Genomic DNA, 24,820 nt, shown 5'->3' with positions numbered 1-24,820 from the left:
TTTCCTTTGTCATGTAATTTCGCCGGATGATTCACCACTCCTGCCCACATGACAAAACTAGTTGTTATTCGTCAAAGAAATCATTTCGTATGTCATTTATAGAAATGGTAACAATACAAAAAGGAGGTGTATTACAATGGCAAAGAACAAAAATGAAAAAAAGAAAAACCAAAACAAACAACAAAATAAACCCGAGACTGGCAATCCAAAGCTAGATGGTCCAAACTTCCCTGCTACATAAAGCGAGACTTTATTACGAACATTTAAATTTCAAATCATCCTTAATCTCCTACTAGCATTACGTTTTGAAATTAAAGTTGTAGCACGCATAGCAGGATTTTTTCAAATTAAGAAGTCCCGTCTTCAAAATGGAAGACGGGACTTCTTTTTTATTATATCATGAACTCATCGATCCTTTTAGCAAAACGGTTTACGATAGATAGCCTATAGATTTGTTCTCTCTTTCTTCTATACCATTCTGTTATATTAACTTCCCCTTTAGGTTCTTCAAGTACAAATAGCACATTCATTTTCATATTTGCACAAAACCAATCTCTCATTTTTATTTCTTCATGTAAAATAACAGGATAAATATCTCTAAGTGTTGGCGTATAAGACTTTCGAGTTTCCTTTGCGTAAACTTCATAATCTTCTCTAGACCCAGTATGTGTAGTTTGCAGTGCAAACTTATAAAACGAACCATTATAAATTGGATGAAACAATAACCATGCTAATTTTTTTCCTAGTTCTATACGCTTTTGTAACGTTTCAAATTGATAAACCGAAAACCCATACATTCTCCCTTCAATTGTTGGGAAGATAACTGCACTAATATGAAGTCTTTCTTGTACTTTAAAAAGTGCAGTATGGAATACATGTTTTTTAAAATATGTATTCTCAATGACTGGTTTTTGAATTTTATTTTGTTCATTTATAATAAGCGCTGTCATAAGTCTATTCGTATCTCTTCTTTCCCAGAAAAGTAACCATTCTTTTTCCATAAAAATTGATACGTTGAAGTATTGCAACAAATGAAAGAGAGGTGCATGTCTCTTCTTACTTTCCTCATACAATAATAGCTGAGGAAATGCATCTAAAAAAATAATCCAATTAGCCTGTTCGTACAGAAGAAATAAATGTTTTTTTACCGTTCTAGGTAAAACAGTAGCATAATATCTCCCTTCTAAATCAGTCATATTCCAGCCCGCATTTCTCGAAACCATACTCGCTAAAAAGGCCCACCTGATTTCACTATTTCTTAAATAATATTCTTGATAAGATTGTGTCCGAGAAATATTGTCCACATTAGCTATTTCTGTTTTCTTTTTAATATTGTGAATGATTGCTTTTTCTTCCTCTGCACAAAAATTTTTTTCTCGATTTTGTTTAATTTTCATATAATCATTCCATGTAAACATAAATAAGTCATCATACCTTTCATCAAAAAGGTCACATCTTTTTTCATTTTTTGATATAATCACCTTTGTAAGTAATTCTTAGCAAGTTGGGGGTGGACACACTATGACCATTCGTTACCCAAATGGAAAAAGGTATAATCAAGCTTCACAACCTCAAAAAACACCTATAAAAACACATACTTATAGTAATAGAGGTATGTCCCTTGAAGAGGAATTGAATGAAACAAATCAATATTACTTAACCCATAATATTGCATGTGTACATAAAAAGCCTACACCTCTTCAAATTGTAAAAGTAGATTACCCCGCTCGAAGTGCTGCAGTGGTAAAAGAAGCGTATTTTAAACAACCTTCTACAACAGATTACAACGGTGTATACAAAGGGAAATACATCGATTTTGAAGCAAAGGAAACCAAAAATAAAACTAGTTTCCCACTTCAAAACTTCCACCTTCATCAAATTGAACATATGAAGCAAGTCGTTGCTCATAATGGAATTGCATTTGTTATTATTAAATTTACACTTTTTGATGAATTTTATTTACTAGATGCAAAACATATTATTGCATTTTGGAATCGTCAAAATACTGGTGGACGCAAGTCGATTACGAAAGAAGAAATAGAAGAGCATGGATCCTTATTATCATGCGGTTATCACCCTCGGATTGACTATATCCGTGTACTAGACATGGTTTATTTTTCGTGATAGAGTCATCACTAAGGCTCTTTTTTCGACTTTTGGGGGAGAGAATGAAAGGTAGGAGAAAGTATAATGTCAGATAATTATCGTTCTCGTACAGAACGAAATCATGTGAAAAATCAAGAGAAAAAAACACATAAAGAAGAAAAACCAAAGAAAAAAGGCTCCTTTTTCAAGAAATTCCTTATAGGTTGTCTACTTCTTGGTATCGTTGGTCTTGTAGCCGGCGTTTCCGCTTTCTTTGTTATGGTAAAGGACGCTCCAAAATTAGACAAATCCAAACTTGTTAATCCTTTATCAACAAAGTTTCTCGATAAAAACGGAAATTTCTTCTATGAATACGGTGCTGAAAAACGAACACATGTTACTTATGATCAAATTCCAAAAGTAGTTGAAAATGCATTTCTTGCAACTGAGGATTCGCGTTTCTATGATCATAATGGAATTGATTTTAAACGAACTACAAAAGCAGTTATGGAAAATGTCACTGGTGGTTTCGGTTCCCAAGGTGGTAGTACGATTACACAGCAAGTCGTTAAAAACTACTTTCTAACGATGGACAAAACTGCTAAAAGAAAAGTGCAAGAATGGTACTTATCTTACAAATTAGAGCAACAATACTCTAAACATGAGATTTTAGAAATGTACTTAAATAAGATTAATTTAGGTAACCGTTCATACGGTATTGCGACAGCAGCGCAAAAATATTATGGTAAAGATTTAAAAGACTTGCAATTACATGAAGCTGCTATGCTCGCTGGTTTACCCCAAGGTCCAAACATTTATGATCCAACAAAAAAGGAAAATGTTGAACGAGCAACAAATCGTCGTAATGTCGTATTATCATTAATGAATCGACATGGTTATATAACAAAAGAAGAAATGAATAACGCCGTTAAGATTCCAGTAACTGAGGGCCTTCAACCGTCTTCAGAAGTAACTGAGATGAAGTATCAAGCATTTTTAGATGCAGTTGTAAAAGAAGTTGAAAAAGAATATCCTGATGTAAATATCGGTTCAGATGGTTTAACGATTCATACAACACTTGATCAAGATGCTCAAGATTACGCCGACAAAATTATGGATGGCAATCTTATTAAGTATCCGGACGATCAATTCCAAGGGTCATTCGTATTTATGGATACACAGTCTGGAGAAGTTCGAGCAATTGGTGCTGGACGTAAAGAAAGTAAGTCTACTTTCAAAGGTCATAATATGGCAACTGATTTAAAACGCCAAGTTGGTTCAACAATGAAACCAATTTTCGACTACGGTCCGGCAATTGAAAATTTACAATGGTCTACATACCATCAATTAAACGACTCAGAGTATACGTATTCCAATGGTAAGAAAATACAAAATGCAACAAAGAGTTACAAAGGTGACGTTTCACTACGTGAAGCTTTGAAAAAATCATTAAACATTCCAGCTTTAAAGACAGCACAAACAGTTGGTCTTAATAAGTCAAAAGAATTTGCTGAAGGTTTAGGCATGACCTTTAAAGAAGGAAAAGTCTACGAATCAACAGCAATCGGTAGTAACGATAGTTCTCCATTAGAAGTAGCAGGTGCATATGCAACCTTTGGTAATAGTGGTAACTATAATAAACCACACTTCGTAAAAGAAGTAACCTTCCCGGACGGGAAAAAGAAAAGCTTTAAACCGAAAGAACATCGCGCAATGCAAGACTATACAGCTTATATGGTTACTGACGTTCTTCGTGACGTAGTAAAACCTGGTTCTGGTGGTACAGGTCCAACAGCATACGTTTCAGGTGTTGACGTAGCAGGTAAAACAGGAACACAAAACTTTGATGAATCAGTTCTTCAAAAATATGACATCCCAGCTGATGCAAACAGAGATAGCTGGTTTGCTGGATATACGCCACAATACACAATGGCTGTTTGGACCGGTTACGAAAAAGATGGTCCAAAAAATTATGTTAGCGATCGCTCCACTAGAATTGCACAGCAAATGTTCCAAGTAATGATGAGCAAATTCGCTACAGATAAATCACGCTTTGAACGTCCTTCTTCTGTACAAGAAATAAACGGAGAGTTATACGTAAAAGGTGCGAAAAAAGATGCAATTAAACAAATTAAAGTAGATGCTCCTAGTGGTCTGAATGTCACTTTTGATGGCGCTAGCACAGTTACACTAAACTGGTCTGGACCAGCAGAAGTTGATGCATATGCAGCCAGCTATAAAGCAACTGACGGTTCAAGTGGTAGCCTATCAATAAGTGGTACGACAGCTACTCTTGGTGGTATTAAACCAGGTGTTACTTACAGCTTCTCTGTAGTAGCGAAAAAAGGCACTGGAACAAGCCCAGCAGTTGGTGCATCCTTCACTGCGCCTGGCGGAACTCCAGATGCAAAAAAAGCTGAAGAAGAGGCTAAGAAAAAGGCCGATGAAGAAGCTAAGAAAAAAGCTGATGAGGAAGCCCAGAAAAAGGCTAATGAAGATAAAGTAAAACAAGACGAAGCTAAGAAAAAGGCTGAAGAAGAGGCTAAGAAACAACAAGAACAGCAACAGCAAGAACAACAACGTAAACAGCAAGAAGAAGCTCAAAAGAAAGCTGATGAGGAAGCTAGAAGGAAAGCTGAAGAAGAAGCTAAGAAAAAAGCTGAAGAAGAAGCTAAGAAGAAAGCTGAAGAAGAGGCCAAGAAAAAAGCTGAAGAAGAGGCTAAGAAACAACAAGAACAGCAACACCAAAATCCCGGAGGAGATACACCTCACGCAGACGGTGCTGTTGTTACAACAGAGTCCTAATATACAAAAAAAGAAGTCCGTTTCTCTTAACGAGAAGCGGACTTCTTTTTTGTTATCATTTTCTTTACATACAGCTTTTCTATTTCGATATACAACTGCGCTAATTGAATATAAGAATGATAATTACTCGGTTTCTTTATAATGAATGAATATCTTTCCATAAAATTAACAGGTTGCACTTTTAATTTATTCGTATTTATTTGCATTTCATTCAAACTATGAACAGGTTGTTCATTTAGCCAATAGACAACCGATAACAAGTGAGCTGCAAAAAGAATCATTGGTCCCTCAGCCTCTTGCTTATTTCTATTTCGAAACAGTATAGCAATGTCTTCATGCTTATTTTTCCATACATTCAACATCACTGGAATGCTGTTTTCAATTTCCTTCCATGGCTCATACTGTCTTTCAATATCAAATATAAAGTAAGTATTTTGTATTATCTCTTCAAAAGAATTGTCTGTATGATACTTAATTAAATTTACACTTTCTTTAAAAAATGGTAAACAGTGAAATTCTTTCGGTATTTCTATAACTCGTTCCATCCTTTATTTCACCTTCATTCGCTTCTTTCCTTCACGACATACTTCTAACAGTCTGCATTCCTCACATTGCGGTCGTTGTGCTTTACAATGATAACGTCCAAAGAAAATCATACGATGATGTGTAACTCCCCACTCATCCATTGGTACTTTCTTCATTAATGTTTTTTCTACTTCTAACACAGAGTCTTTCCATCTACACATAGCTAATCGTTTACTCACTCGCTCCACATGTGTATCAACAGCAATTGCCGGAATTCCAAACGCTACGGAAACTACAACATTCGCTGTTTTCCTTCCTACACCTGGTAATTTCGTAAGTTCATCTCGATCGTTCGGTACTTCTCCATTATAGTCATCTAATAACATTCGGCATAATTTTTGAATGTTTTTTGCTTTATTTCTATACAATCCGATAGAGCGTATATCTTGTTGTAATTCTTCTAGAGAAACACTTAAATAATCTTCTGGTGTTTTATATTTTTGAAATAAATTTCTTGTCACTTTATTTACAAGTACATCCGTACATTGTGCAGATAACGCCACCGCGATTACAAGTTCAAATGGATTATCATGAACCAATTCACAATGTGCTTCTGGATACATATCCGCCATTGTGTCTAAACAATAACGGATTTGCGTTTTGTTAAGCATATTTTTCCTCCTATATTACTGCTCCAACCAATTATAAAAAGGCACTTTTCCAGTAAATTTCGTCTCTTGTTTTGTCATTTGTTGTGCCCTTTGTTGATTCGCTCTAAATTTTTGACCTTGATTTTGAGCCTGATCTACCGTTTTAATTCCATTCTTTTTCCACTCAAATAAAATACGATCAATATATCGGAAATTTAGTTTTCCACTCATTACAGCTTCTCTAAGAGCCGCTTGAATTAAATTTGGATGATGTTGATCTTGGTCCTCCCACATCCCTAACGTTTCACATTCGAACGGCGAAAGTGGTCTTCCAAATTCTTTTTCAAATACTGTATATAAATTTACTTGTAGCTGTTTTTTTTCTTTTTGCTCTTCCTCTATTGATTCATCCATTAAGAAATGTAATATTTTTTCCCATAACGGTTGTAAAGAATAACTTTCGCACATCATCGCTTCTGATCTTTGTCCACCTTCTAGTGATAAAAAACCTTTTTGAATCAACGTCTGAATTACTTCCATACATTTCATTTCCGTTATCGTCATCCGTTCAGAAATCTCTGAAGGAGTCGGAAACGAATTACCTGATTCTAAAAATGTGTGTACATGAAGTACAACCATAAATTCCGTCTCATTTAAACCTAATTTTTTATAATGCATCATAAGCAATTTTGGAATTGCAATGCTTCCCTGCTCAAACCACTGTAACATCATTTTCTTTTTCATCACCAAACACCTCGCTCTCTAGTATAACACACCTTTAGCTATTTCTTTTTGCCACAATCCGTCAAAAAAACCTCCCCATTAATAGGGAGGTTTTTTATATTACATGAATGAAATATAAAATTAAGCTTGCACTTTACTTTTCATAAATGTATGGATGCGCTCTAATGCTTTCTCTACTTGTTCAAGAGATGTCGCATATGATAAACGAACATTATTTGGAGCACCAAATCCTGTACCTGGTACAAGAGCCACTTTTTCCTCTTCTAATAGAGCTTTTGCCCAATCATCAACTGTTGCATATCCTGATAAAGCTACAGCTTCTTTTACGTTAGGGAATAAGTAAAATGCCCCTTGCGGTTTAATACAAGTAAAGCCAGGGATTTGAATTAATTTATCATAAATGATGTTTAATCTCTCTTCAAAGGCTTGACGCATTGTTTCCACAGGTTCTTGTGAGCCTGCATATGCCGCAATTGCGCCGTATTGAGCGATTGAAGTAGGGTTTGACGTACTATGACTCGCTAAATTCGTCATTGCTTTAATAAGCTGCTTATTTCCTGCAGCATATCCAATACGCCATCCTGTCATAGAATGAGATTTAGATACACCATTAATAATAAGTGTTTGTTCTTTTAATGCATTAGAAAGCTGGGCAATTGAAGTATATTCTACGCCACCATAAATTAATTTTTCATAAATTTCATCAGAAACGATTAAAATATCATGTTCTAAACATACTTCTCCAAGCTGTTGTAATTCTTCTTTGCTATAAATCATTCCTGTTGGATTGCTCGGTGAATTAATAATAACTGCTTTCGTTTTCTCTGTAATTGCCTCACGCAGCTGCTTTGCTGTAATTTTGTACTCATTGTCTTCTAAACCTTCTACATAAACCGGCTTACCGCCAGCAAGCTTTACTTGCTCTGGATAGCTTACCCAGTAAGGAGTTGGGATGATAACTTCATCTCCCTCATCAAGTAATACTTGGAATAATGTATATAATGCATGCTTTGCACCATTACATACAATAATTTCAGATGGATCATACGCAATACCTTGATCGCGAGTAAATTTCTTCACAATTTCTTGTTTTAACGATTGTAATCCACCTGTTGGTGTATACTTCGTATGCCCTTCTAACATCGCTTTATGTGCAGCATCCATAATATGCTCTGGTGTATTAAAGTCAGGTTCCCCTGCCCCTAATCCAATTACATCATGACCCTCTGCTTTTAATGCTTGTGCCTTTGCTGTAATTTCTAAAGTTGAAGACGGTGTTAAAGCAGCTACTCGCTTTGCTAATTTCATTTGTAGTTCCCCCTACATCTATTTTTCAATGCTATATCGTCTTAAAAATTTTCCATCTTTAAATTCAAGATAGTAATAACTATAACGATTGTCATCATCAATATATGTAACTTCCCATAGTGGTACATCATTTTCAAAGCCTAATTTCACTTTCATAATCTCTTTCGGCTTACTTTTTGATTCCTTACTTTCATTGCCGACTTGCTCTATTGTTCTTTGTATAGCCTCTTTTTCAGAAATACCTTCGCTCTTTTTCCTTACTACAGTATCCCCTTTTTTCTCAGGCACCCAAACGATAAGTTGTTCTCCCTTTTCATCTGTACCTTGCACGACTATATATGCAGATTTTCCGTTGTAATAATCAACAGATTTCACCTTTGTAAGCTTTGCTTTTTCTTTAGCAATTTCTACAAATTTCGACTCTTTTGGAATTTTCTTTCCCATCGCTTTATTATAAACATACGCCCCATATATTCCGCTAGCAACGATAACAATAATGATTGCAAAAATCCACTTTTTCATTGTATCACTACGTTCTGTAAATCGTAAATACAGCTGTTTCTTTATCTTTTTCGTCTAATGCTAGTCCGAACATGAGGTCCTGCTCTTTTAACGTACGATTTAAACTATCAACAATTTTATACAAATCCGACGAATATTTAATACGCGTCGTTGATAGTACTTCGATTTTCTTATCCATGAAAAAACTCCTCCGTTACACAAAAATTTCTAATTATAGAAGAACGCAATGCGGTTACAATAAGAGTACATTCTTTACAACCCCTGCTTCATCACCCATCTATTATAGCAGGACATGTACAGCAAAAAAAGGTTTCAAGTCGAAAACCAACACATTTTGTATACAAGAAGTAAAAAAAATAAAATTCCTCCTACCCACATTTTTTACGCCTGAAGTTTATAAGTACTTCAGGCGTATTTTTCTTCCATTTTTATTCATTTGATGGTTCTTCTAATTGTACTAACAATTCTTCTAATGGTCCTTCATAAAGAGGTACGTTAGGAATCGATTGTAGAAATCGTTTTCCATAGGAAGAACTCGTCAAACGACGATCTAACACTACTACCGTTCCTGTATCTGTATTCGTTCGAATTAAGCGGCCGAATCCTTGTTTGAAACGTAATATTGCTTGTGGGAGCGCTAATTTAGCGAATACATCTTCACCTTGATTTTTTAGCCACTCACCTTTCGCTTCCATCATCGGCTGATGAGGAGGTGTAAATGGTAGACGGACTATAACAAGACAACTTAAGGCATCTCCAGGAATATCTATTCCTTCCCAGAAACTGCTCGTCCCTAATAAAATTGATTTGTCGAACTCTTGAAACTTTCGAATTAAGCGGCTTCGACTTCTATTATTCACACTTTGGGTGAGTAATAAATAACCCTCTAATTCATCATTATTTTTTAAATTCGCATACGCTTCTTTTAACATTTCATACGAAGTGAATAAAACGAGCATTCTGCCTTTTGTGGCTTTTGCTATCTTTGCAATATGTTCCGATACAGATTCAATATATCGCTCATTACTTACTTGCTTAATAAAAGGTACATCCGTTGAAACCATTAATTTCATCTGTTCATCATAACGAAATGGTGACGGAACCTTTAAAGTATTTGGAGCGAAATCATGTAAACCAAGTTCCTCTTTTATATAATCAAACGTATCGTTAACTGTTAGTGTTGCGGATGTAAAAATAACACTCTTTTTTTCTGTTAAAAATTCATCAGCAAATCTTTCACCAATATGGACAGGCTGTGCGTATAGAACTGTTGAATGAATCGTCCCTTTCGTTTCAGTCTCCATCCAAGTTACATACGAATTCTTTTCTAATACGAGTAACTGTAATGATTCTGCCATCTTTCTCAGCAACTCAATTAAATGCATAAATTCACCTGTTACAACATGCATCTCCCATTCTAACTTACTTTGCAATATATCCACTTGCTTCTCAAGAGCAGTTACTACCCTTCTTAATTCATATATAAAACGATTTGTTAATTCGACGATACTATCCCACAACTTACCTTTTTCTAGTTCTGCGTTATACCTATAGATGAGCGGCATATTATTCGTTCCTTGCTCTTGCTTTGTTTGTTTAAATATAAAAGTACGTAACATTTGGAAGAGTTCATCCGCATCAAACTTAAGTTCCTTCAAACTATAACTTATCATACGGAAAGTTGAACGAGATGCTTGCTCTGATTTTTTCATCATTTTATATACTTTGGAGAGTACATCTTCTGTTTCTAGCGTCCCAAGACGAGATATAACCAATTGAAAATACATACAAGAGAACTGTTCACCCAATGTTCTACTCGCAGCTTCTTCAATATGGTGAGCTTCATCAAAAATAATATGTTCGCATGAAGCAAACAACGGTTCTTCACTTGAAAAATCTTGAAATAATAACGCATGATTTGTAATAACGATATCTGCAAATAAAGCTTTATTCTTCGCTCGCTGATAAAAACAACGACTAAACCAATTACTTTGCATACCGCCTGGACTATACGCATCGCTACAAATACGATTCCAAAGTAACTTTCCGCCCTCAGGAATATTTAATTCGTCTCGATCACCTGTTTCAGTTTGCAATAGCCAAACTAAAATCTTCGCCTTCGTAAGTGCCATATCATAATTTTTTTCTTCCTCTTGCAAAGCATACTCAAATTTATGTAAGCATAAATAATGCTTTCTTCCTTTTAGAAGAGCTACCTCAAATGAAAATGGCATTATTTTTTGTAATAACGGAATTTCTTTTTCTAATATTTGTTGTTGGAGTTGTACCGTTTGTGTACTTATAATGACAGGTTCTTCTTTTCTCTTTGCAAAATAAAGACTAGGAAGCAAATAAGCAAGAGTCTTTCCTGTTCCTGTACCCGCTTCAATTAGTGAAAAACGAGAATCTCTTAACGCCGTATATATCTCTTTCATCATCAGTTGTTGACTTTCTCTTCTTTCAAACTTTGGCATATGTGATTCCAATTTATCCATCGTTTTATTCAAGAAAGCATCAAACTTTGATGAACACGTTTCTCCAAGGTTTAAGGAATAGTTCCGCTTTTTCAGCGCAATATTTCGATGTATTTCATACTCCGCTATATCTTCTTTACCGTGCATTACTTTCTTTAAAATATTTTCAGAAAGCACATCAGCTATATCGCTTTGGAACACATCACTTAATTCATAAAGCGATTGCAACGTGACAAGTGGTAACTTTTCAATTTCATTTAAAAATTGTAAAAATAATTCCGCTGTTGCAAGAGCATCACTATCCGCACGATGTGGTTGATCGTGCTCTAGTTCATGCTTCTTAGCTAAATCACGTAATTTATAACTATCGGCTGTCGGCAAAAGAATTTGAGCCAATTCAACCGTGTCGATTTTCGGACAATGTATTTCTGTATATCCAGCTTGCCTTAATTCTTCATTTAAAAAATTCCAATCAAAGTGAACATTATGCGCAACGAAAGCCGCACCTTGTAATAGCTCAACAATCATCGGGGCTACATCTTGAAATAACGGGGCTTGTTTTACAAGACTTTCATCAATCCCTGTTAATTCTGTAATAAATGGTGGGATCTCTCTCTTTGGGTTAACAAAAGACGAAAAAATCTCCAATATCTCTCCATCTTCTACTACAACAGCTGCAATTTGGGTAATTTTATCCTTCCCATCTTTCCAGGAGTTCCCTGTCGTCTCTAAATCAACAACGACATAACGCTTACTCATATATGTAACACCTCAATTTCTTACCTTTCAAACAACAATAATTTATATAATGTTACTATACCACGTTTTATCTCATCTTAATGAAAAGATGCACAAAAAAGCTATCTCCGCAATGGAGATAGCCTTTCTACTTATAATATCGTACCCGCTTTTTCAGCACCTAACATTTCAATAATTTGATTATTATCGTCTAATACTGCAATTTTTGGTTCTTGTTTATGAATCTCTTCTTCCGTAACTAGCCCATAACAAATAATAATTACTTTGTCCCCTGGTTGTACAAGCCTTGCCGCAGCACCGTTTAAACAAACAACACCACTACCGCGTTCCCCTTTAATAACGTATGTCTCTAAGCGAGCACCATTATTATTATTTACAATTTGGACTTTTTCGTTTTCTACAATATTTACTGCATCCATTAAGTCTTCATCAATTGTAATACTACCTACATAATTTAAATTTGCCTCCGTTACAGTTGCACGATGTAACTTTGCTCTCATCATTGTGCGAAACATAGATGCTCCCCCTTATTTAACTGTTAATGTTATATTGTCAATTAATCTTACATTTTCAAACTTAACTGCAATAGCTAAAATGATTCTTCCTTTGACTTTCTCTACCATTGTTAATGACGGATATGCATATAAATCTGCATAATCTACAGTGCCTTTCGTATGCGTCTCAATATACTCTTTCACAAGATTTGTAATGATTTCGGGATTACGTTCACCTGCCTCAATTCTTTCTTTCGCTATACATAGGCTGCGGTATAAATGAAGAGCTTCTTCACGTTCATCTTGTGATAGGTACACGTTACGAGAACTTTTCGCTAAACCATCTTCTTCCCTTACAATATCAACTGGTACGATTGTAACTGGAATATTGAAATCAGTTACAAACCCTTCAATTACTGCAACTTGTTGAGCATCTTTCATACCGAAATAAGCACGCTTTGGCAGCGTAATATTAAATAGTTTCATTAGTACAGTTGCAACACCAGCAAAATGACCAGGTCTTTGTTGACCGCATAATACGTCCGTGCGCTTCACAACTTCTACCGTTGTTGTTTGTTCTGCTGGATACATTTCTTCTACACTCGGATAAAATAAATAATCTACACCGTTTTCTTTTGCTACATTTTCATCTCTATCAATATCACGAGGATATCGATCTAAATCTTCATTTGGGCCAAATTGTAGTGGGTTTACAAATACACTTAAAACTACAGTTTCATTTTCTTCTCTTGCCTTACGTAATAAAGTAGCATGGCCTTCATGTAAATAACCCATTGTTGGAACAAAACCAATACTCTTTCCACTTGCACGAAGTTCGCTCGTAATTTGCTGCATCTCTTGCACTGTAGTTACGATTTTCATTATTGTTTTCCTCCATATAACGCTAAGCATTCTTCCTCTTTCATTGTGAACGAATGTTTTTCTTCAGGAAATTGCCTTGTCTTTACTTCAGTAACATATTGTGAAATCCCACGCACAATCTCCTCTTGAACAGACGTATATTGCTTCACAAATTTCGGAACACGATTTACGCCGTATGAGATAAGATCATGATAAACAAGCACTTGCCCATCTACTTTTTGTCCTGCGCCAATCCCAATTGTCGGTATTGTTAGTTGCTCTGAAATAAGTTCTGCTAACTGCATTGGTACACATTCTAACACAAGCGCTATTGCACCAGCTTCTTCACATTTCTTTGCATCTTCTATTAATTTTTTTGCACTCTCCGCATCTTTTCCTTGCACTTTATATCCACCCAACACTCCTACAGATTGAGGGGTTAAACCTAAATGCGCTACAACAGGAATTCCTGCGTTCGTCAAATATTGAATCGTCGATATAACTTCTCCAGCACCTTCTACCTTCAGTGCGTGTGCCCCGCTCTCTTGAACGATGCGGCGTGCATTCACCATCGTTTCTTGTAATGATACGTGATACGACATAAATGGCATATCAGTTACAATAAACGTCTCTTTCGCTCCGCGGCGTACAGCTTTCGTATGATGAATCATATCCTCTACTGTTACAGGTACTGTTGAATCGTATCCGAGTACAACCATTCCAAGAGAATCTCCAACTAGAATCATATCAACTTCAGCTTCTTCTGCTAATTTAGCAGATGGATAATCATACGCCGTTAGCATTGTAATCGGCTCACCTTGCTCTTTCATCTTCAAAAAATCTGTTTTTGTTTTCAAAAACTACTCCTCCTTTATGCAGGAGAGAGGAGATGGCCGAAATCATATAAAAAAACCCCTCTGGCCATAAAAGGGCAGAAGGGTTGTGTGTTAGTCGGCATTATTCATCCCTCTGTCCCAGTCCGTTATTGGATCAAGGCAGAATCCAAGTTATTATTTTTCGTATGACTTCGAATCATGGTGCAGTTCGCTCTGATACTGCCCACATTCGAACTAATTATAGCAAACTACAAAAAGGAATTACTACATTTTTTCGAAAAAATAATTTTTTATTCTTATTACGGTATATGAAATTTAACACGAGAGTATATATGCTATACAGTTTTTATGGATAATTCAATCCTGAAAAGATACATGTTTTTTCAACGCATGTTAAAAAAGTCCAAGTTAATTTTTTCTGTAATCAATTTAACTATATAGTATAACTCTTAAACTAATGATGCAGGTTAATTGAGGAAAGTACTTAACAAAGGAGAATTGCAGATGTCTATGAACAGGTGGTTATTTCGATTCAGCAGTTTGCTTGTAATGATTGTATGGTGGATGTCTTTAGGATCCTCCCAAGTATTTGCCTCAGTTCATGTCGTAACACAACCCACCGATTTAACGAAAGTGATTGAGGTTGAACTAAATGATGATTACTTTAATCCAAATGTCATCACGATTCCGCTTGAAGGATCAACAACATTACTATTGAAAAATAAAGGTAAAAACGAGCACACCTTTACAGTGAAAAAACTCGGTATTGACGTCGTAGTCCAGTCAGGAAAAGAAAAGAATATTACCGTGAAACCTAAAAATACTGGTACATATGAATTAATATGTCGATACCATCTTCTTAAAGGAATGACAGGCAAAGTAATCGTCAAATAACATGCCAGGTCAACTCGACGGAAGCTATTTTGAAATGAACTTTAAATATGAAAAGAATTTATTATCATGTTACAAATTCAACTCAAAACTATTGAAATAAAAAGAAGTTCCAAAAGAGGAACTTCTTTTACTTAATTTCGATATCTGCAGAATGAATATGATGTACTTTCCCCTCATGATCCTCCAGAAGTAATACACCATCCTCTGTGATTCCTTTTGCTAACCCCGTAATTGTCTCTCTCATCGTTCGAGCGGTAATTTCTTTCCCGATGCTCACAGCGTAACTTTCCCAAAGAATTTTAATGACAGAGAAACCATTTTGTAAATATTCTTCATATAATTTTTCTAGTTGTAAATAGATTTGTTGCATAAGTTCTGCACGAACAATCGGCTTACCTGATTCAATCGCTAATGAAGTAGCGATGTGCTGAATTTCTTCATCAAAATGTTCTTGCTTTTGATTCGCATTAATACCGATGCCCATAATGACAGCATTAATTTTATCAGGATCCGCTTGCATTTCTGTTAATATACCTACAGCCTTTTTACCTTGAATTAAAATATCATTTGGCCATTTTATTCCTACGTTTACACCTGTACATTTTTCAATTGCCTGTGCAACACTAACAGCCGCTAACAAAGTAAGTTGCGGTGCATGATGAACTGGGATTGACGGGCGTAAAATAATACTCATCCAAATCCCTGTTCCTTTTGGTGAATGCCATTTTCTGCTTAAACGACCTCTTCCCGCTGTTTGTTCTTCTGCTACAACGACAGTTCCTTCTTCTGCACCTTCATAAGCAAGTTTTGCTGCAATGTGCTGCGTTGATTCAACAGTTTCTTCAAAATACACTGTTCTACCAATCCGCTTCGTTTGTAGCCCTAACTGAATTTCATTAGCAGTCACTTTGTCTGGCTTACTTGCAATTCGGTAACCTAATCGGCGCACAGCTTCAAGTTCATATCCCTCACTCCGCAGATCCTCCATATGTTTCCACACAGCAGTTCTTGAACAACCAAGTTTATCACTAATTGTTTGGCCGGATACAAACTCGCCATCCGCTTCAGAAAAAACTTGCAATAACTGCTTTCTTATAGTAGATTGCATCCTTGCAGCCACTCCCTTATACGCTCTTTCTCATTAACTACGTTTCCTTGTACGATTGCTTCTTCGATTTTCTGAAGCATTTCAGCAACCCACGGACCAGGCTTTTTGTTTGCCCAGTTTAATAAATCATTACCAGTCACATTCATTTCTTGACGTTCCTGGATTGGCAATGCATGAAACATTAATTGTACTCGTTCAACAGATGTAGGGTCATAGCTTTCAATCATCGCTTCATATACTCTCTCTGCCATTTCAGCGATATGAATTCCCGTTTTATAAAGAAGGACTGTATCCCAATCCTTCTCCTTTCTAGTACGAATTGCCAATAAAACTGCAACAATATCTTTTATTTTTTTATTCGAAAACTTCCATTGACGTAAAAAGACAGATGGATGTTCTTCTCCGATACAATATAAGAAAAATGCCCACGCCTCAATATCCGTTTCGAAAGAATCCCATTTATACTGCGTAGCTTTTAACAGTCTCTCTTCTGACATTTGTAAATATGGCAAATGAGAAAATAGCTTCGTCTCTACTAATTCTTTGAGACCTTTCACACAATATGTACCAGTTAACAGTTTCTCAAACTCTACTGTAATACGCTCAATTGCTATATGTTCTAGCAAATGCCCATGCGTTTCAATCGCTTGCTTCGTTTTCATTTCTAATGAAAAACCTAACGTGCTTACAAACCGAATACCACGCATCATTCGCAGGGCATCTTCTTGAAAACGATCCGCAGCATTTCCAACTGTCACAATTTCTCTCTGTTGAATGGCTTCCTGTCCAGCAAATAAATCAACCATTTTGCCTTCTTCTGTCATAGCAATTGCATTCATCGTGAAATCACGACGTTTTAAATCCTCTTCTAATGAACGAACAAATTGAACACTACTAGGTCTTCGAAAATCTTCATATTCGCTTTCTGTTCGAAAAGTAGTTACCTCATAAGGCTCACCATTTTCTACAACAATTACAGTTCCATGCTCAAGACCAACAGGAACATTTCTTGGGAATATAGCCATCACTTCTTCTGGTAGAGCAGATGTCGCAATATCAATATCTCCAATCGGCCTATCGATAATAAGATCTCGTACGCTCCCACCAACAAAGTAAGCCTCATGTCCTTGTTGCTTTAATGTCTCAATAATAGAACTAGCTTTTTTAAATCTTTCCATTTTTGTCATCCCTTAGTACGTCATAGTAAATCGTTTCATATTGTGAAACAATTTTTTCTGAGCGAAATTGCTCATAAACACTTTCTCTTGCTCGTTCTCCCATATTACGGTGAAGTTCCTCGTCCTTTAATAGCTGAATAGCTTGATTTGCCACTCCTGTTGTATCGCCAACTTCACATAAATATCCTGTTTCCCCGTGTTGAATAACCTCTGGAATACCTCCAACCCGCGTTCCGATACAAGGTACACCACACGCCATTGCTTCTAATAAAACAAGACCAAAACTTTCCTTCTCTGATAGAAGCAACATTAAATCACTCATCGCAAGTAGTTCTGCAACATTATCTTGCTTCCCTAGGAATAAAACGCGATCTTCAATATGTAAATTCTTCACTATCTGTAAAATCGTACAGAATTCTGGTCCGTCTCCAACAAGAAGCAACTTCGCATCTACTTCTTTAACAATTTTAGCAAATGCCTGAACAACATCCTGCACACGTTTCACTTTACGGAAATTCGAAATATGAATAAGTACTTTTTCACTCTCACTTATACCATATTCTTTCTTTAATTGAGACATATTACGCTTGAAATATACACGTTCGTCTATAAAGTTATATACCGTTTGAATTTCTTTACTTGGTTTTACAAGCTCATGTGTTTCGTTAATTAATGAATGCGAGACAGCAGTGACAACATCTGATTGCTCAATACCAAAACGAATTAAATTATTTAACGAAGGGTCGGAACCTAACACAGTAATATCTGTTCCATGTAAGGTTGTAACAATTTTAATACGCTCTCCGATCATTTGTTTTGCTAAATATGCACAAATTGCATGTGGTATTGCGTAATGCACATGTAAAATGTCTAAGTTTTCTCTTTGTGCAACCTCGGCCATTTTACTTGCTAACGCTAAATCGTATGGTGGATATTGAAATACAGAGTATTGATTTACCGTCACTTCATGAAAATAAATGTTTGGATATACTTTATTTAACCGGAATGGTAAACCCGATGTAATAAAGTGAATTTCATGCCCACGTTCCGCCAATTGCTTTCCTAATTCTGTTCCAACAACTCCAGAACCACCTACAGAAGGATAACATGTAATACCTATTTTTAATTTCATTTACATCCCCCTAATAAATCAGCATGTAATAAAACCGGTTTCTTACTCATAAATCCCTCGGCATACAAGACTCCAACTTCTTTTCCAAACATCTTCTCACGAGCGATTACAGTTTCAACGTAACCTTCTGTTAACGGTGTCTTAACACCATCGCTCCCTGTTGAAAACTGACTTTCATACGCTTCTAATGCTTCCACCTTTATAGAGAGGTACTCACTTATATCTATACAAAAATTCGGTTTATGAAAACCATTAATCATATAATTATAAAAAGACTCCACACGATGTGGTGAAAGTTCCGGCATATATTTACGGATTCCTGCTGAAAAAATAGCCTCTTCCACAAGCTTTGCACAATTTGCATGATCTGGATGGCGATCTTCATAGTACGGTGCAAAAACTAGTTTTGGTTTATATGTACGGATCACCTTGACAATTTCACGTATATACTCTTCTTTCATATACAAACCACGGTCTGGCATCGCTAAATTCAGCCTCGTTTTTACTCCCATTATACGAGCTGCAACCTTCGCTTCTTCTTTTCTCAACTCTATCGTTCCATTTGAAGAAAGATCAGCTTCTGTTAAATCACAAATACCTACTTCATACCCTTGCTTTGTATATTTAGCGATGGTACCAGCCATGCCGATTTCAACATCATCGGCATGAGCACCAAACGCTAATATATGTAATCCACTCATAATTGTTCCCCTCATTTTCTTAACTTACGATAATCTAAATCTCCTCGCTCTAATGCGTGCATTAACATTTCAGCACTTGCCATATTCGTTGCAAGTGGAATCGCATATACATCACATAAACGAAGCAATGCATTCACATCCGGTTCATGCGGCTGTGCTGTTAATGGATCGCGGAAGAAAATCACCATATCTAAATCGTTCTTTGCAATCATTGCACCAATTTCTTGATCTCCACCAAGAGGGCCAGATTGATATCTTGTTACAACTAATCCAGTCGCTTCCATAATACGAAGCCCTGTCGTTCCTGTTGCAAATAATTCATGTTGTTCAAAAATTGGTTTATATGCGTATGCAAACGAAACCATATCATTTTTCTTTTTGTCATGTGCGATTAAGGCAATTTTCATCCGTTGTCTCCCCTTTAGTCGATAATATTTTCTAAACCGTACACAAGATGATCAAGGTTCATTACTGTCTCAATTGATAGTTTTACACCTGACATAAATGATGCACGATTGAATGAATCATGACGAACTGTTAACATTTGTCCATCTCCACCGAACATTACTTCTTGGTGTGCAATAAGCCCTGGCAAACGTACACTATGAATGTGAATACCGTCTACATTTGCACCACGTGCACCTGCTAGTTGCTCTACTTCTTTTGGATGACCTTGCTGCTTTGATTCACGATTTTGACGAATTAACTCTACCGTTTTTACAGCTGTACCAGATGGTGCGTCTAATTTTTGATCATGATGTAATTCAATTACCTCAACATCTTGGAAATATTTCGCTGCCATTTGTGAGAATTTCATCATAAGAACTGCACCAATTGCAAAGTTTGGAGCAATAATTGTTCCTACTGCTTTTTCTTTTGCATTCTCTGTTAAACGTGCCAATTCTTCTTCTGTAAATCCAGTTGTACCAATAACCGAACGAAGTCCACGCTCAACTGCAAGTGTAACGTGTTGTTTCCCCACTTCTGGTGTTGTTAAATCTAACAACACATCTGCTTCTACTTCATCTAAACAAGTATGTAAATCAGCGTAAATCGGTGCATGTAATGCTGGCATGCCAGGTAAATCAGAAATCTTCTCACCACCATGCTTATAATCCACTGCTGCTACTAAATTAAAATGTTCCGTTCTTTCCATAAGAAGAACTGCTTCATGTCCCATACGTCCTCTTGGTCCGGCGATAATTACTTTAATTTCTTTCATTATTCTTTCTCTCCCTCATCAATACGTGTCCAGCGATCTTTATCACGTGTATTAAATTTATTCATTACAATGTTATGTGCTGTCTCTAAATCAATATTTAAACTATTTGCCATACAAATCATAACAAATAATACATCTCCAAGCTCTTCTTCAATACTTCTTTCTTTTTCAGTTGTTTTCTTCGGTTTCTCACCATAATAATGATTTACCTCTCTTGCAAGCTCTCCCATTTCTTCCGTTAAACGAGCCATCATTGCAAGCGGACTGAAATAACCTTCTTTAAACTGACCAATATATGCATCTACTTCTTTCTGCATATCTTTCATCGTTTTTGCTTCCATACTATTCACCTCTAATCCTTCCTCTTTCATGTTAGCCAATTCATCGCGATTTGACAAATATTATTCCCCGCCAAACACCTATTTGCGACCCATTTTTGGATAGACTATAATAAAGTGAAACTTCTTTTGCGTTTTTTTGCAAAAGATTAGTTGAACTAATCGGGTTCCTACGGCTGGTTTGCCCCTCTTCTTTGCTTCATCTCCTATCAGCCGTTAGAGCGGGATAACGTGAAACCTTCTTTTGTGCTTTTCACAAAAGATCAGCCCACATCAATCAAGTTCTTACTATTTTCACTAGCAACTAGAAATTACTTATTATTATGTTTTACTGTTTCAGCGGAGCAATGCAATCATTACATAATTAGGGGGATTTCTATATGACATCAAAATTGAAGATGCGAAATATTATTTTTATTTTAATCGGTTCCGCTATATTTTCTTTCGGTATTGTCAATATCAATATTGAAAACCACCTTGCAGAGGGTGGGTTTACTGGTATTACACTATTATTGTATTTTTTATTTAAGTTTGATCCTTCCTACTCAAACTTAATTTTAAATATCCCTATATTTTTTATTGGTTGGAGGTTACTTGGCAGAACGACATTTTTATATACATTAATTGGCACCTTTAGCGTATCTTTATTTCTATGGATTTTCCAGCGTTACGAAGTACTCAACTTACATTTAAACTTGCAAAATGATATGACACTCGCAGCTTTATTCGCCGGGGCATTTATCGGTATCGGCCTTGGAATAATATTTAAATATGGCGGGACTACTGGCGGTGTAGATATTATCGCACGACTAGCTCACAAATATGTTGGCTGGAGTATGGGGAAAACAATGTTTATGTTTGATGCTGTCGTTATCGTAGTCTCTATTCTTACCTATTTATCATACCGCGAGGGCATGTATACGCTAGTTGCTGTTTTTATCGGTGCTAAAGTCATTGATTTTATGCAAGAAGGAGCTTATGCTGCCAAAGGAGCGACTATTATCTCAGAGAAAAACGATGAAATTGCTGCCAAAATTTTATCTGAAATGGAGCGCGGAGCAACCTTTTTAAAAGCTGTTGGATCGTATACAAAAGTGGAACGTAACGTATTGTATTGCGTTGTTGCTAAAAATGAAATCGTGAAATTAAAGAATATCATTACTTCTGTAGATCCTCATGCTTTTGTCGCTGTAAGTGATGTACATGATGTAGTTGGTGAAGGATTTACGTTAGATGAAAATAAAAACCCTTTACATAATTAAATGTAACTAGAAAAGCGCCTTAGCTTTTCTAGTTTTTTATTACAAGTCTTTTAAGCTTCTCAAAATCCTCATGAATAAGCTCCAATAAACTCCGATTATAAAAAATGGAAGCTGGATGAAAAGTCGGAAAAACATGATATTCTTTCTCTGACCATGTAAACTCTGCACTTTGCATATCCTTTAATTTTTGAATGGGCTGTTTTAATAATTGCCCGTGTACATCTGTGATTGTTTTTTTTTTTCCTGTTAAACGTTGAAGACCGATATTTCCAAGCGTGACGATAAGCTTCGGATGTATTTTCTCTAATTCATAATCTAACAAAGGCGCATGGGCAACTATTTCTCCCTGATTTGGCGTTCTATTATACTTTTTTTGTATGATTTCACCATTTCGTTCTTTTTTCTCTCGCCATTTATAAGGTCTACTTCGAACAGCGCTCGTAATATATACTTCTTCCCTTGTAACATCAATACGCTCTAAAAAATCCATTAATTGTTTTCCCGCCCTCCCGCTAAACGGAATCCCATTATGAATTTCTGTTTCACCAGGCGCCTCTCCTAACAACATAAATTTGGGATTTTCAGGACCTTGTCCACTTAAAAAACCTTCTAGTTGATAAGGAGCACTGCGCTCTTGCACTTGTTTTACTAAATGGTCTGGATATTTCATTTCCCCCCACCGCCTTTCCGCATTACTTCTATTATTTCTATTTGCAATACATTATATAATTCAATCCATACAACAAAAAAAGACTATCAAAATGAACTGAACCCAAAAAATTAGACAAATATATTAAGCAGCTACTAAGGATTGAACTCTGTATTGCACAGGGGACAATCCTTTTAGTTTTGTTTTAATTCTTTTGTGATTGTAGTAATGAATATAAGTTTCTAGTTCTTGCTTAAATTGTTCCATACTTTCAAACTCTTTAAGATAAAGTAATTCAGACTTTAATAAGCCAAAGAAATTTTCCATGACTGCATTATCTAAGCAATTTCCCTTACGGGACATACTTTGGATAACGTTATGTTTTTTAAGCGACTGATGATATTGTCGCATTTGATAATGCCAACCTTGATCCGAGTGTAAAATAGGAGTTTCCTTATCATTCAAACATTGAAACGCCTTATTTAACATTTTAGAAACAAGGGAATAGGCAGGTCTATGTTCTATATTGTAAGCTATAATTTCTCCGTTATATAAGTCTAAAATGGGTGATAGATATAGTTTTTTACCATGTAAGTGGAACTCCGTCACATCTGTTACCCATTTCTCGTTTGGTTTTGATGCGTGAAAATTACGTTTTAAAATATTAGGAGCGAATTTCCCGACAGTCCCTTTATATGAACGATATTTTTTTAATCGAACAAGACATTTTAATCCCAGGATATTCATTAAACGTCGAACGGTTTTATGATTTAATGCATGGCCTCGATTACGTAATTCCAATGTAATACGACGATAACCATACCTCCCAAAATTCTCACTAAAAATCTCTTTAATTAATTCTTTAACTTTCTTATATTTATCTGGACGTTTCGCTTGTTTCATCCAGTAATAATACGTACTACGAGCGATATTAGCGACTTTCACAAGGTCAACGACCTTATATTTATGCCTTAATTCATAAATCAATTGCGCTTTGTCTTGGTCTGTGATGTTTTCTTCTTTTGAACTAAGGCATTCAACTTTTTTAAATAGTCATTTTCCATACGCAGACGTTCATTCTCTGCTTGTAGCGCTTCTATAGAACCTTCAAGAAATACTTCGTTTTGTTTTAAATGTTGGAGCTTAGCTTTTTCTTTGGCCATGGTTAGACGCCCCTTTTTCTTTGATTTTAGGGCATCTAATCCTTCTGTTTCATAAGCTACTTTCCATTTTCGGAGTGTTTCGCAAGAAGGAATATTAAAAAAAGCAGCTGTTTCTCTCAGAGATGTCCCATTTTCATTCATATAATGAATTACATCTAGTTTATACTCGAGAGGGTAAGTTGTATAGCGTTTTTCAAACGCCTTTTCCCCTGAAAATTCAAACCGTTTAATCCATTGATAAAGTTCTCTAGGATGAACCCCTATAGAATTAGCAATGGTTTTTCCGCCTTCCGTACCTTCTAGATATCGTTTTACTGCTTGTATTTTATCTTTTGAAGAAAATTTAGCCATAAAAAATGCACCTCCAATTGTTAGTTATGTGTCTAACAATTGGGGTGCACTTCAAAATTGATAGTCTTTAGTCGTCGCTACGCTGCATACCAGTATACATTAATACGAGACGTAATAATTCAAATACCGCTACAGCTGCAGCTGCTACATATGTTAATGCTGCCGCATTTAATACTTTACGAGCTTGCCCATATTCATCTGTTGATACAATACCTAACGCTTCAATTTGTTGCATTGCGCGCTTTGACGCATCAAACTCAACTGGCAATGTAACGAGCTGGAACACAACACCTGCTGCCATTAAAATGATACCTAATAACAACAAACCAGACATTTGTGCAAATATACCGATTAGGACGAAAATCCAAGACATATTCGAACCAAAGTTTGCAACTGGCACTAACGAATGACGAACGCGCATAAATTTATAATCTTTTGCATCTTGAATTGCGTGTCCTACTTCGTGTGCTGCAACTGCTGTACCAGCAACTGAATGTCCATAATAGTTATCTGTTGATAATCGAACCGTCTTAGCGGTTGGATCATAATGGTCTGATAAATGACCTGGTGTTTCTTCTACAGCTACGTTGTATAATCCATTTTCATCTAAAATTTTTCGAGCCACTTCCGCTCCTGTCATACCTGATGTTGAATAAACTTGTGAATACTTGCTATAGGCACTACGTACTCTTGACTGTGCATACAACGGTATGATCATTATGATCGCGAAGTAAATTAAATAAAACATCATGAACCTCC

The 24,820-nt window shown here is 36.0% G+C and carries 26 protein-coding genes; 5 read left to right on the top strand and 21 right to left on the bottom strand.

All coding sequences use genetic code 11. The features are described 5' to 3' along the window. Positions 1–61 precede the first annotated feature (61 nt). Positions 62–241: a hypothetical protein gene (locus ACXKY9_RS07210; protein WP_001987054.1), complete on the top strand. Its 180-nt coding sequence runs from the start codon at positions 62–64 to the stop codon at positions 239–241. Between the two features lie 151 nt (positions 242–392). Here the strand turns inward: ACXKY9_RS07210 and ACXKY9_RS07205 are convergent, their stop codons facing one another. Then, a complete protein-coding gene (locus ACXKY9_RS07205; protein ID WP_000495649.1) occupies positions 393–1,418 on the bottom strand; it encodes a DUF2515 domain-containing protein in 1,026 nt (341 codons plus the stop codon). A gap of 103 nt (positions 1,419–1,521) precedes the next feature. On the opposite strand from ACXKY9_RS07205, the gene recU reads away from it, so the two are divergent. Next, positions 1,522–2,124, top strand: a complete 603-nt coding sequence (gene recU, locus ACXKY9_RS07200) for a Holliday junction resolvase RecU (RefSeq protein ID WP_000155598.1) — start codon at positions 1,522–1,524, stop codon at positions 2,122–2,124. 66 nt (positions 2,125–2,190) lie between these two features. Beyond that, positions 2,191–4,890 (top strand): PBP1A family penicillin-binding protein, encoded by a 2,700-nt coding sequence (locus ACXKY9_RS07195; protein ID WP_001283099.1) that lies wholly within the window; start codon positions 2,191–2,193, stop codon positions 4,888–4,890. Between the two features lie 26 nt (positions 4,891–4,916). Here the strand turns inward: ACXKY9_RS07195 and ACXKY9_RS07190 are convergent, their stop codons facing one another. From ACXKY9_RS07190 to panB, 10 genes are all read right to left on the bottom strand, one after another. Then, the gene (locus ACXKY9_RS07190) at positions 4,917–5,435 is read right to left on the bottom strand and encodes a YpoC family protein (RefSeq protein ID WP_000442652.1); all 519 of its coding nucleotides are present in this window, start codon (positions 5,433–5,435) and stop codon (positions 4,917–4,919) included. Between the two features lie 3 nt (positions 5,436–5,438). After that, on the bottom strand, positions 5,439–6,086 hold the full coding sequence (nth, locus tag ACXKY9_RS07185; RefSeq protein ID WP_000933034.1) for an endonuclease III: 648 nt from the start codon (positions 6,084–6,086) through the stop codon (positions 5,439–5,441). 15 nt (positions 6,087–6,101) lie between these two features. Next, positions 6,102–6,809: a DNA replication protein DnaD gene (dnaD, locus tag ACXKY9_RS07180; RefSeq protein ID WP_000728552.1), complete on the bottom strand. Its 708-nt coding sequence runs from the start codon at positions 6,807–6,809 to the stop codon at positions 6,102–6,104. 120 nt (positions 6,810–6,929) lie between these two features. Continuing rightward, positions 6,930–8,117, bottom strand: a complete 1,188-nt coding sequence (aspB, locus tag ACXKY9_RS07175) for an aspartate transaminase AspB (protein WP_000761571.1) — start codon at positions 8,115–8,117, stop codon at positions 6,930–6,932. An 18-nt stretch (positions 8,118–8,135) separates the two neighbouring features. Further along, entirely contained in the window at positions 8,136–8,639 is a 504-nt protein-coding gene (locus ACXKY9_RS07170) for a cell wall elongation regulator TseB-like domain-containing protein (protein WP_000758739.1), read from the bottom strand. 7 nt (positions 8,640–8,646) lie between these two features. Continuing rightward, positions 8,647–8,817, bottom strand: coding sequence for a YpmA family protein (locus ACXKY9_RS07165; RefSeq protein ID WP_000358352.1), 171 nt, complete (start codon positions 8,815–8,817; stop codon positions 8,647–8,649). 250 nt (positions 8,818–9,067) lie between these two features. Further along, positions 9,068–11,872, bottom strand: coding sequence for an ATP-dependent DNA helicase DinG (gene dinG, locus ACXKY9_RS07160; protein WP_000044962.1), 2,805 nt, complete (start codon positions 11,870–11,872; stop codon positions 9,068–9,070). 131 nt (positions 11,873–12,003) lie between these two features. Then, the gene (gene panD, locus ACXKY9_RS07155) at positions 12,004–12,387 is read right to left on the bottom strand and encodes an aspartate 1-decarboxylase (RefSeq protein ID WP_000490182.1); all 384 of its coding nucleotides are present in this window, start codon (positions 12,385–12,387) and stop codon (positions 12,004–12,006) included. Between the two features lie 12 nt (positions 12,388–12,399). Further along, positions 12,400–13,248: a pantoate--beta-alanine ligase gene (gene panC / locus ACXKY9_RS07150; protein ID WP_000707027.1), complete on the bottom strand. Its 849-nt coding sequence runs from the start codon at positions 13,246–13,248 to the stop codon at positions 12,400–12,402. After that, the gene (gene panB, locus ACXKY9_RS07145) at positions 13,248–14,084 is read right to left on the bottom strand and encodes a 3-methyl-2-oxobutanoate hydroxymethyltransferase (RefSeq protein WP_000851108.1); all 837 of its coding nucleotides are present in this window, start codon (positions 14,082–14,084) and stop codon (positions 13,248–13,250) included. Before panB ends, panC begins: the two co-directional genes overlap by 1 nt. Before the next feature lie 483 nt (positions 14,085–14,567). Between panB and ACXKY9_RS07140 the strand changes: the two genes are divergently transcribed. Further along, a complete protein-coding gene (locus tag ACXKY9_RS07140) occupies positions 14,568–14,957 on the top strand; it encodes a cupredoxin domain-containing protein (RefSeq protein ID WP_000062393.1) in 390 nt (129 codons plus the stop codon). A 127-nt stretch (positions 14,958–15,084) separates the two neighbouring features. Here the strand turns inward: ACXKY9_RS07140 and ACXKY9_RS07135 are convergent, their stop codons facing one another. From ACXKY9_RS07135 to ACXKY9_RS07105, 7 genes are read right to left on the bottom strand one after another with little or no spacing between them, the layout of a single operon-like run. After that, positions 15,085–16,065, bottom strand: a complete 981-nt coding sequence (locus tag ACXKY9_RS07135) for a biotin--[acetyl-CoA-carboxylase] ligase (RefSeq protein WP_001192063.1) — start codon at positions 16,063–16,065, stop codon at positions 15,085–15,087. After that, a complete protein-coding gene (locus ACXKY9_RS07130) occupies positions 16,050–17,243 on the bottom strand; it encodes a CCA tRNA nucleotidyltransferase (RefSeq protein WP_000439316.1) in 1,194 nt (397 codons plus the stop codon). Before ACXKY9_RS07130 ends, ACXKY9_RS07135 begins: the two co-directional genes overlap by 16 nt. Beyond that, entirely contained in the window at positions 17,230–18,375 is a 1,146-nt protein-coding gene (gene bshA, locus ACXKY9_RS07125; RefSeq protein WP_000768305.1) for an N-acetyl-alpha-D-glucosaminyl L-malate synthase BshA, read from the bottom strand. The genes ACXKY9_RS07130 and bshA overlap by 14 nt, the downstream gene beginning before the upstream one ends. Next, positions 18,372–19,076, bottom strand: a complete 705-nt coding sequence (gene bshB1, locus ACXKY9_RS07120; protein ID WP_000015673.1) for a bacillithiol biosynthesis deacetylase BshB1 — start codon at positions 19,074–19,076, stop codon at positions 18,372–18,374. The genes bshA and bshB1 overlap by 4 nt, the downstream gene beginning before the upstream one ends. An 11-nt stretch (positions 19,077–19,087) precedes the next feature. Next, complete coding sequence (gene mgsA / locus ACXKY9_RS07115) at positions 19,088–19,483, bottom strand: methylglyoxal synthase (RefSeq protein WP_000684765.1); 396 nt, start codon at positions 19,481–19,483, stop codon at positions 19,088–19,090. Positions 19,484–19,497: 14 nt separating this feature from the next. Then, the gene (dapB, locus tag ACXKY9_RS07110) at positions 19,498–20,298 is read right to left on the bottom strand and encodes a dihydrodipicolinate reductase (protein WP_000658809.1); all 801 of its coding nucleotides are present in this window, start codon (positions 20,296–20,298) and stop codon (positions 19,498–19,500) included. Next, on the bottom strand, positions 20,298–20,639 hold the full coding sequence (locus tag ACXKY9_RS07105) for a nucleotide pyrophosphohydrolase (protein WP_002108639.1): 342 nt from the start codon (positions 20,637–20,639) through the stop codon (positions 20,298–20,300). The genes dapB and ACXKY9_RS07105 overlap by 1 nt, the downstream gene beginning before the upstream one ends. Before the next feature lie 377 nt (positions 20,640–21,016). Between ACXKY9_RS07105 and ACXKY9_RS07100 the strand changes: the two genes are divergently transcribed. Then, on the top strand, positions 21,017–21,898 hold the full coding sequence (locus ACXKY9_RS07100; protein ID WP_000202121.1) for a YitT family protein: 882 nt from the start codon (positions 21,017–21,019) through the stop codon (positions 21,896–21,898). Positions 21,899–21,926: 28 nt separating this feature from the next. On the opposite strand, the gene ACXKY9_RS07095 is transcribed toward ACXKY9_RS07100, so the two are convergent. From ACXKY9_RS07095 to ACXKY9_RS07085, 3 genes are all read right to left on the bottom strand, one after another. After that, the gene (locus tag ACXKY9_RS07095; RefSeq protein WP_000876869.1) at positions 21,927–22,568 is read right to left on the bottom strand and encodes a uracil-DNA glycosylase; all 642 of its coding nucleotides are present in this window, start codon (positions 22,566–22,568) and stop codon (positions 21,927–21,929) included. 123 nt (positions 22,569–22,691) lie between these two features. Then, positions 22,692–24,061, bottom strand: a protein-coding gene (locus ACXKY9_RS07090; RefSeq protein WP_087942837.1) for an IS3-like element ISBth167 family transposase whose coding sequence is annotated in 2 segments (ribosomal slippage) — positions 22,692–23,596 and positions 23,596–24,061 — 1,371 coding nt in all. Because the reading frame shifts where the segments join, the coding sequence is not laid out codon by codon here. A 67-nt stretch (positions 24,062–24,128) separates the two neighbouring features. Then, positions 24,129–24,812, bottom strand: a complete 684-nt coding sequence (locus ACXKY9_RS07085; RefSeq protein WP_058839490.1) for a zinc metallopeptidase — start codon at positions 24,810–24,812, stop codon at positions 24,129–24,131. Positions 24,813–24,820: the final 8 nt, after the last annotated feature.

Source organism: Bacillus sp. 2175 (assembly GCF_057812155.1).
Note: the sequence above shows the minus strand (reverse complement) of the source record. Positions and strands in the feature narration are given on the sequence as shown.

Excerpts from the sequence above, each read along its gene's own strand:
- ACXKY9_RS07205 (WP_000495649.1), bottom strand. The coding sequence starts at position 1,418 with ATGTTTACATGGAATGATTATATGAAAATTAAACAAAATCGAGAAAAA.
- recU (WP_000155598.1), top strand. The coding sequence starts at position 1,522 with ATGACCATTCGTTACCCAAATGGAAAAAGGTATAATCAAGCTTCACAA.
- ACXKY9_RS07195 (WP_001283099.1), top strand. The coding sequence starts at position 2,191 with ATGTCAGATAATTATCGTTCTCGTACAGAACGAAATCATGTGAAAAAT.
- ACXKY9_RS07190 (WP_000442652.1), bottom strand. The coding sequence starts at position 5,435 with ATGGAACGAGTTATAGAAATACCGAAAGAATTTCACTGTTTACCATTT.
- nth (WP_000933034.1), bottom strand. The coding sequence starts at position 6,086 with ATGCTTAACAAAACGCAAATCCGTTATTGTTTAGACACAATGGCGGAT.
- dnaD (WP_000728552.1), bottom strand. The coding sequence starts at position 6,809 with ATGAAAAAGAAAATGATGTTACAGTGGTTTGAGCAGGGAAGCATTGCA.
- aspB (WP_000761571.1), bottom strand. The coding sequence starts at position 8,117 with ATGAAATTAGCAAAGCGAGTAGCTGCTTTAACACCGTCTTCAACTTTA.
- ACXKY9_RS07170 (WP_000758739.1), bottom strand. The coding sequence starts at position 8,639 with ATGAAAAAGTGGATTTTTGCAATCATTATTGTTATCGTTGCTAGCGGA.
- ACXKY9_RS07165 (WP_000358352.1), bottom strand. The coding sequence starts at position 8,817 with ATGGATAAGAAAATCGAAGTACTATCAACGACGCGTATTAAATATTCG.
- dinG (WP_000044962.1), bottom strand. The coding sequence starts at position 11,872 with ATGAGTAAGCGTTATGTCGTTGTTGATTTAGAGACGACAGGGAACTCC.
- panD (WP_000490182.1), bottom strand. The coding sequence starts at position 12,387 with ATGTTTCGCACAATGATGAGAGCAAAGTTACATCGTGCAACTGTAACG.
- panC (WP_000707027.1), bottom strand. The coding sequence starts at position 13,248 with ATGAAAATCGTAACTACAGTGCAAGAGATGCAGCAAATTACGAGCGAA.
- ACXKY9_RS07140 (WP_000062393.1), top strand. The coding sequence starts at position 14,568 with ATGTCTATGAACAGGTGGTTATTTCGATTCAGCAGTTTGCTTGTAATG.
- ACXKY9_RS07135 (WP_001192063.1), bottom strand. The coding sequence starts at position 16,065 with ATGCAATCTACTATAAGAAAGCAGTTATTGCAAGTTTTTTCTGAAGCG.
- ACXKY9_RS07130 (WP_000439316.1), bottom strand. The coding sequence starts at position 17,243 with ATGGAAAGATTTAAAAAAGCTAGTTCTATTATTGAGACATTAAAGCAA.
- bshA (WP_000768305.1), bottom strand. The coding sequence starts at position 18,375 with ATGAAATTAAAAATAGGTATTACATGTTATCCTTCTGTAGGTGGTTCT.
- bshB1 (WP_000015673.1), bottom strand. The coding sequence starts at position 19,076 with ATGAGTGGATTACATATATTAGCGTTTGGTGCTCATGCCGATGATGTT.
- mgsA (WP_000684765.1), bottom strand. The coding sequence starts at position 19,483 with ATGAAAATTGCCTTAATCGCACATGACAAAAAGAAAAATGATATGGTT.
- dapB (WP_000658809.1), bottom strand. The coding sequence starts at position 20,298 with ATGAAAGAAATTAAAGTAATTATCGCCGGACCAAGAGGACGTATGGGA.
- ACXKY9_RS07105 (WP_002108639.1), bottom strand. The coding sequence starts at position 20,639 with ATGGAAGCAAAAACGATGAAAGATATGCAGAAAGAAGTAGATGCATAT.
- ACXKY9_RS07100 (WP_000202121.1), top strand. The coding sequence starts at position 21,017 with ATGACATCAAAATTGAAGATGCGAAATATTATTTTTATTTTAATCGGT.
- ACXKY9_RS07095 (WP_000876869.1), bottom strand. The coding sequence starts at position 22,568 with ATGAAATATCCAGACCATTTAGTAAAACAAGTGCAAGAGCGCAGTGCT.
- ACXKY9_RS07085 (WP_058839490.1), bottom strand. The coding sequence starts at position 24,812 with ATGATGTTTTATTTAATTTACTTCGCGATCATAATGATCATACCGTTG.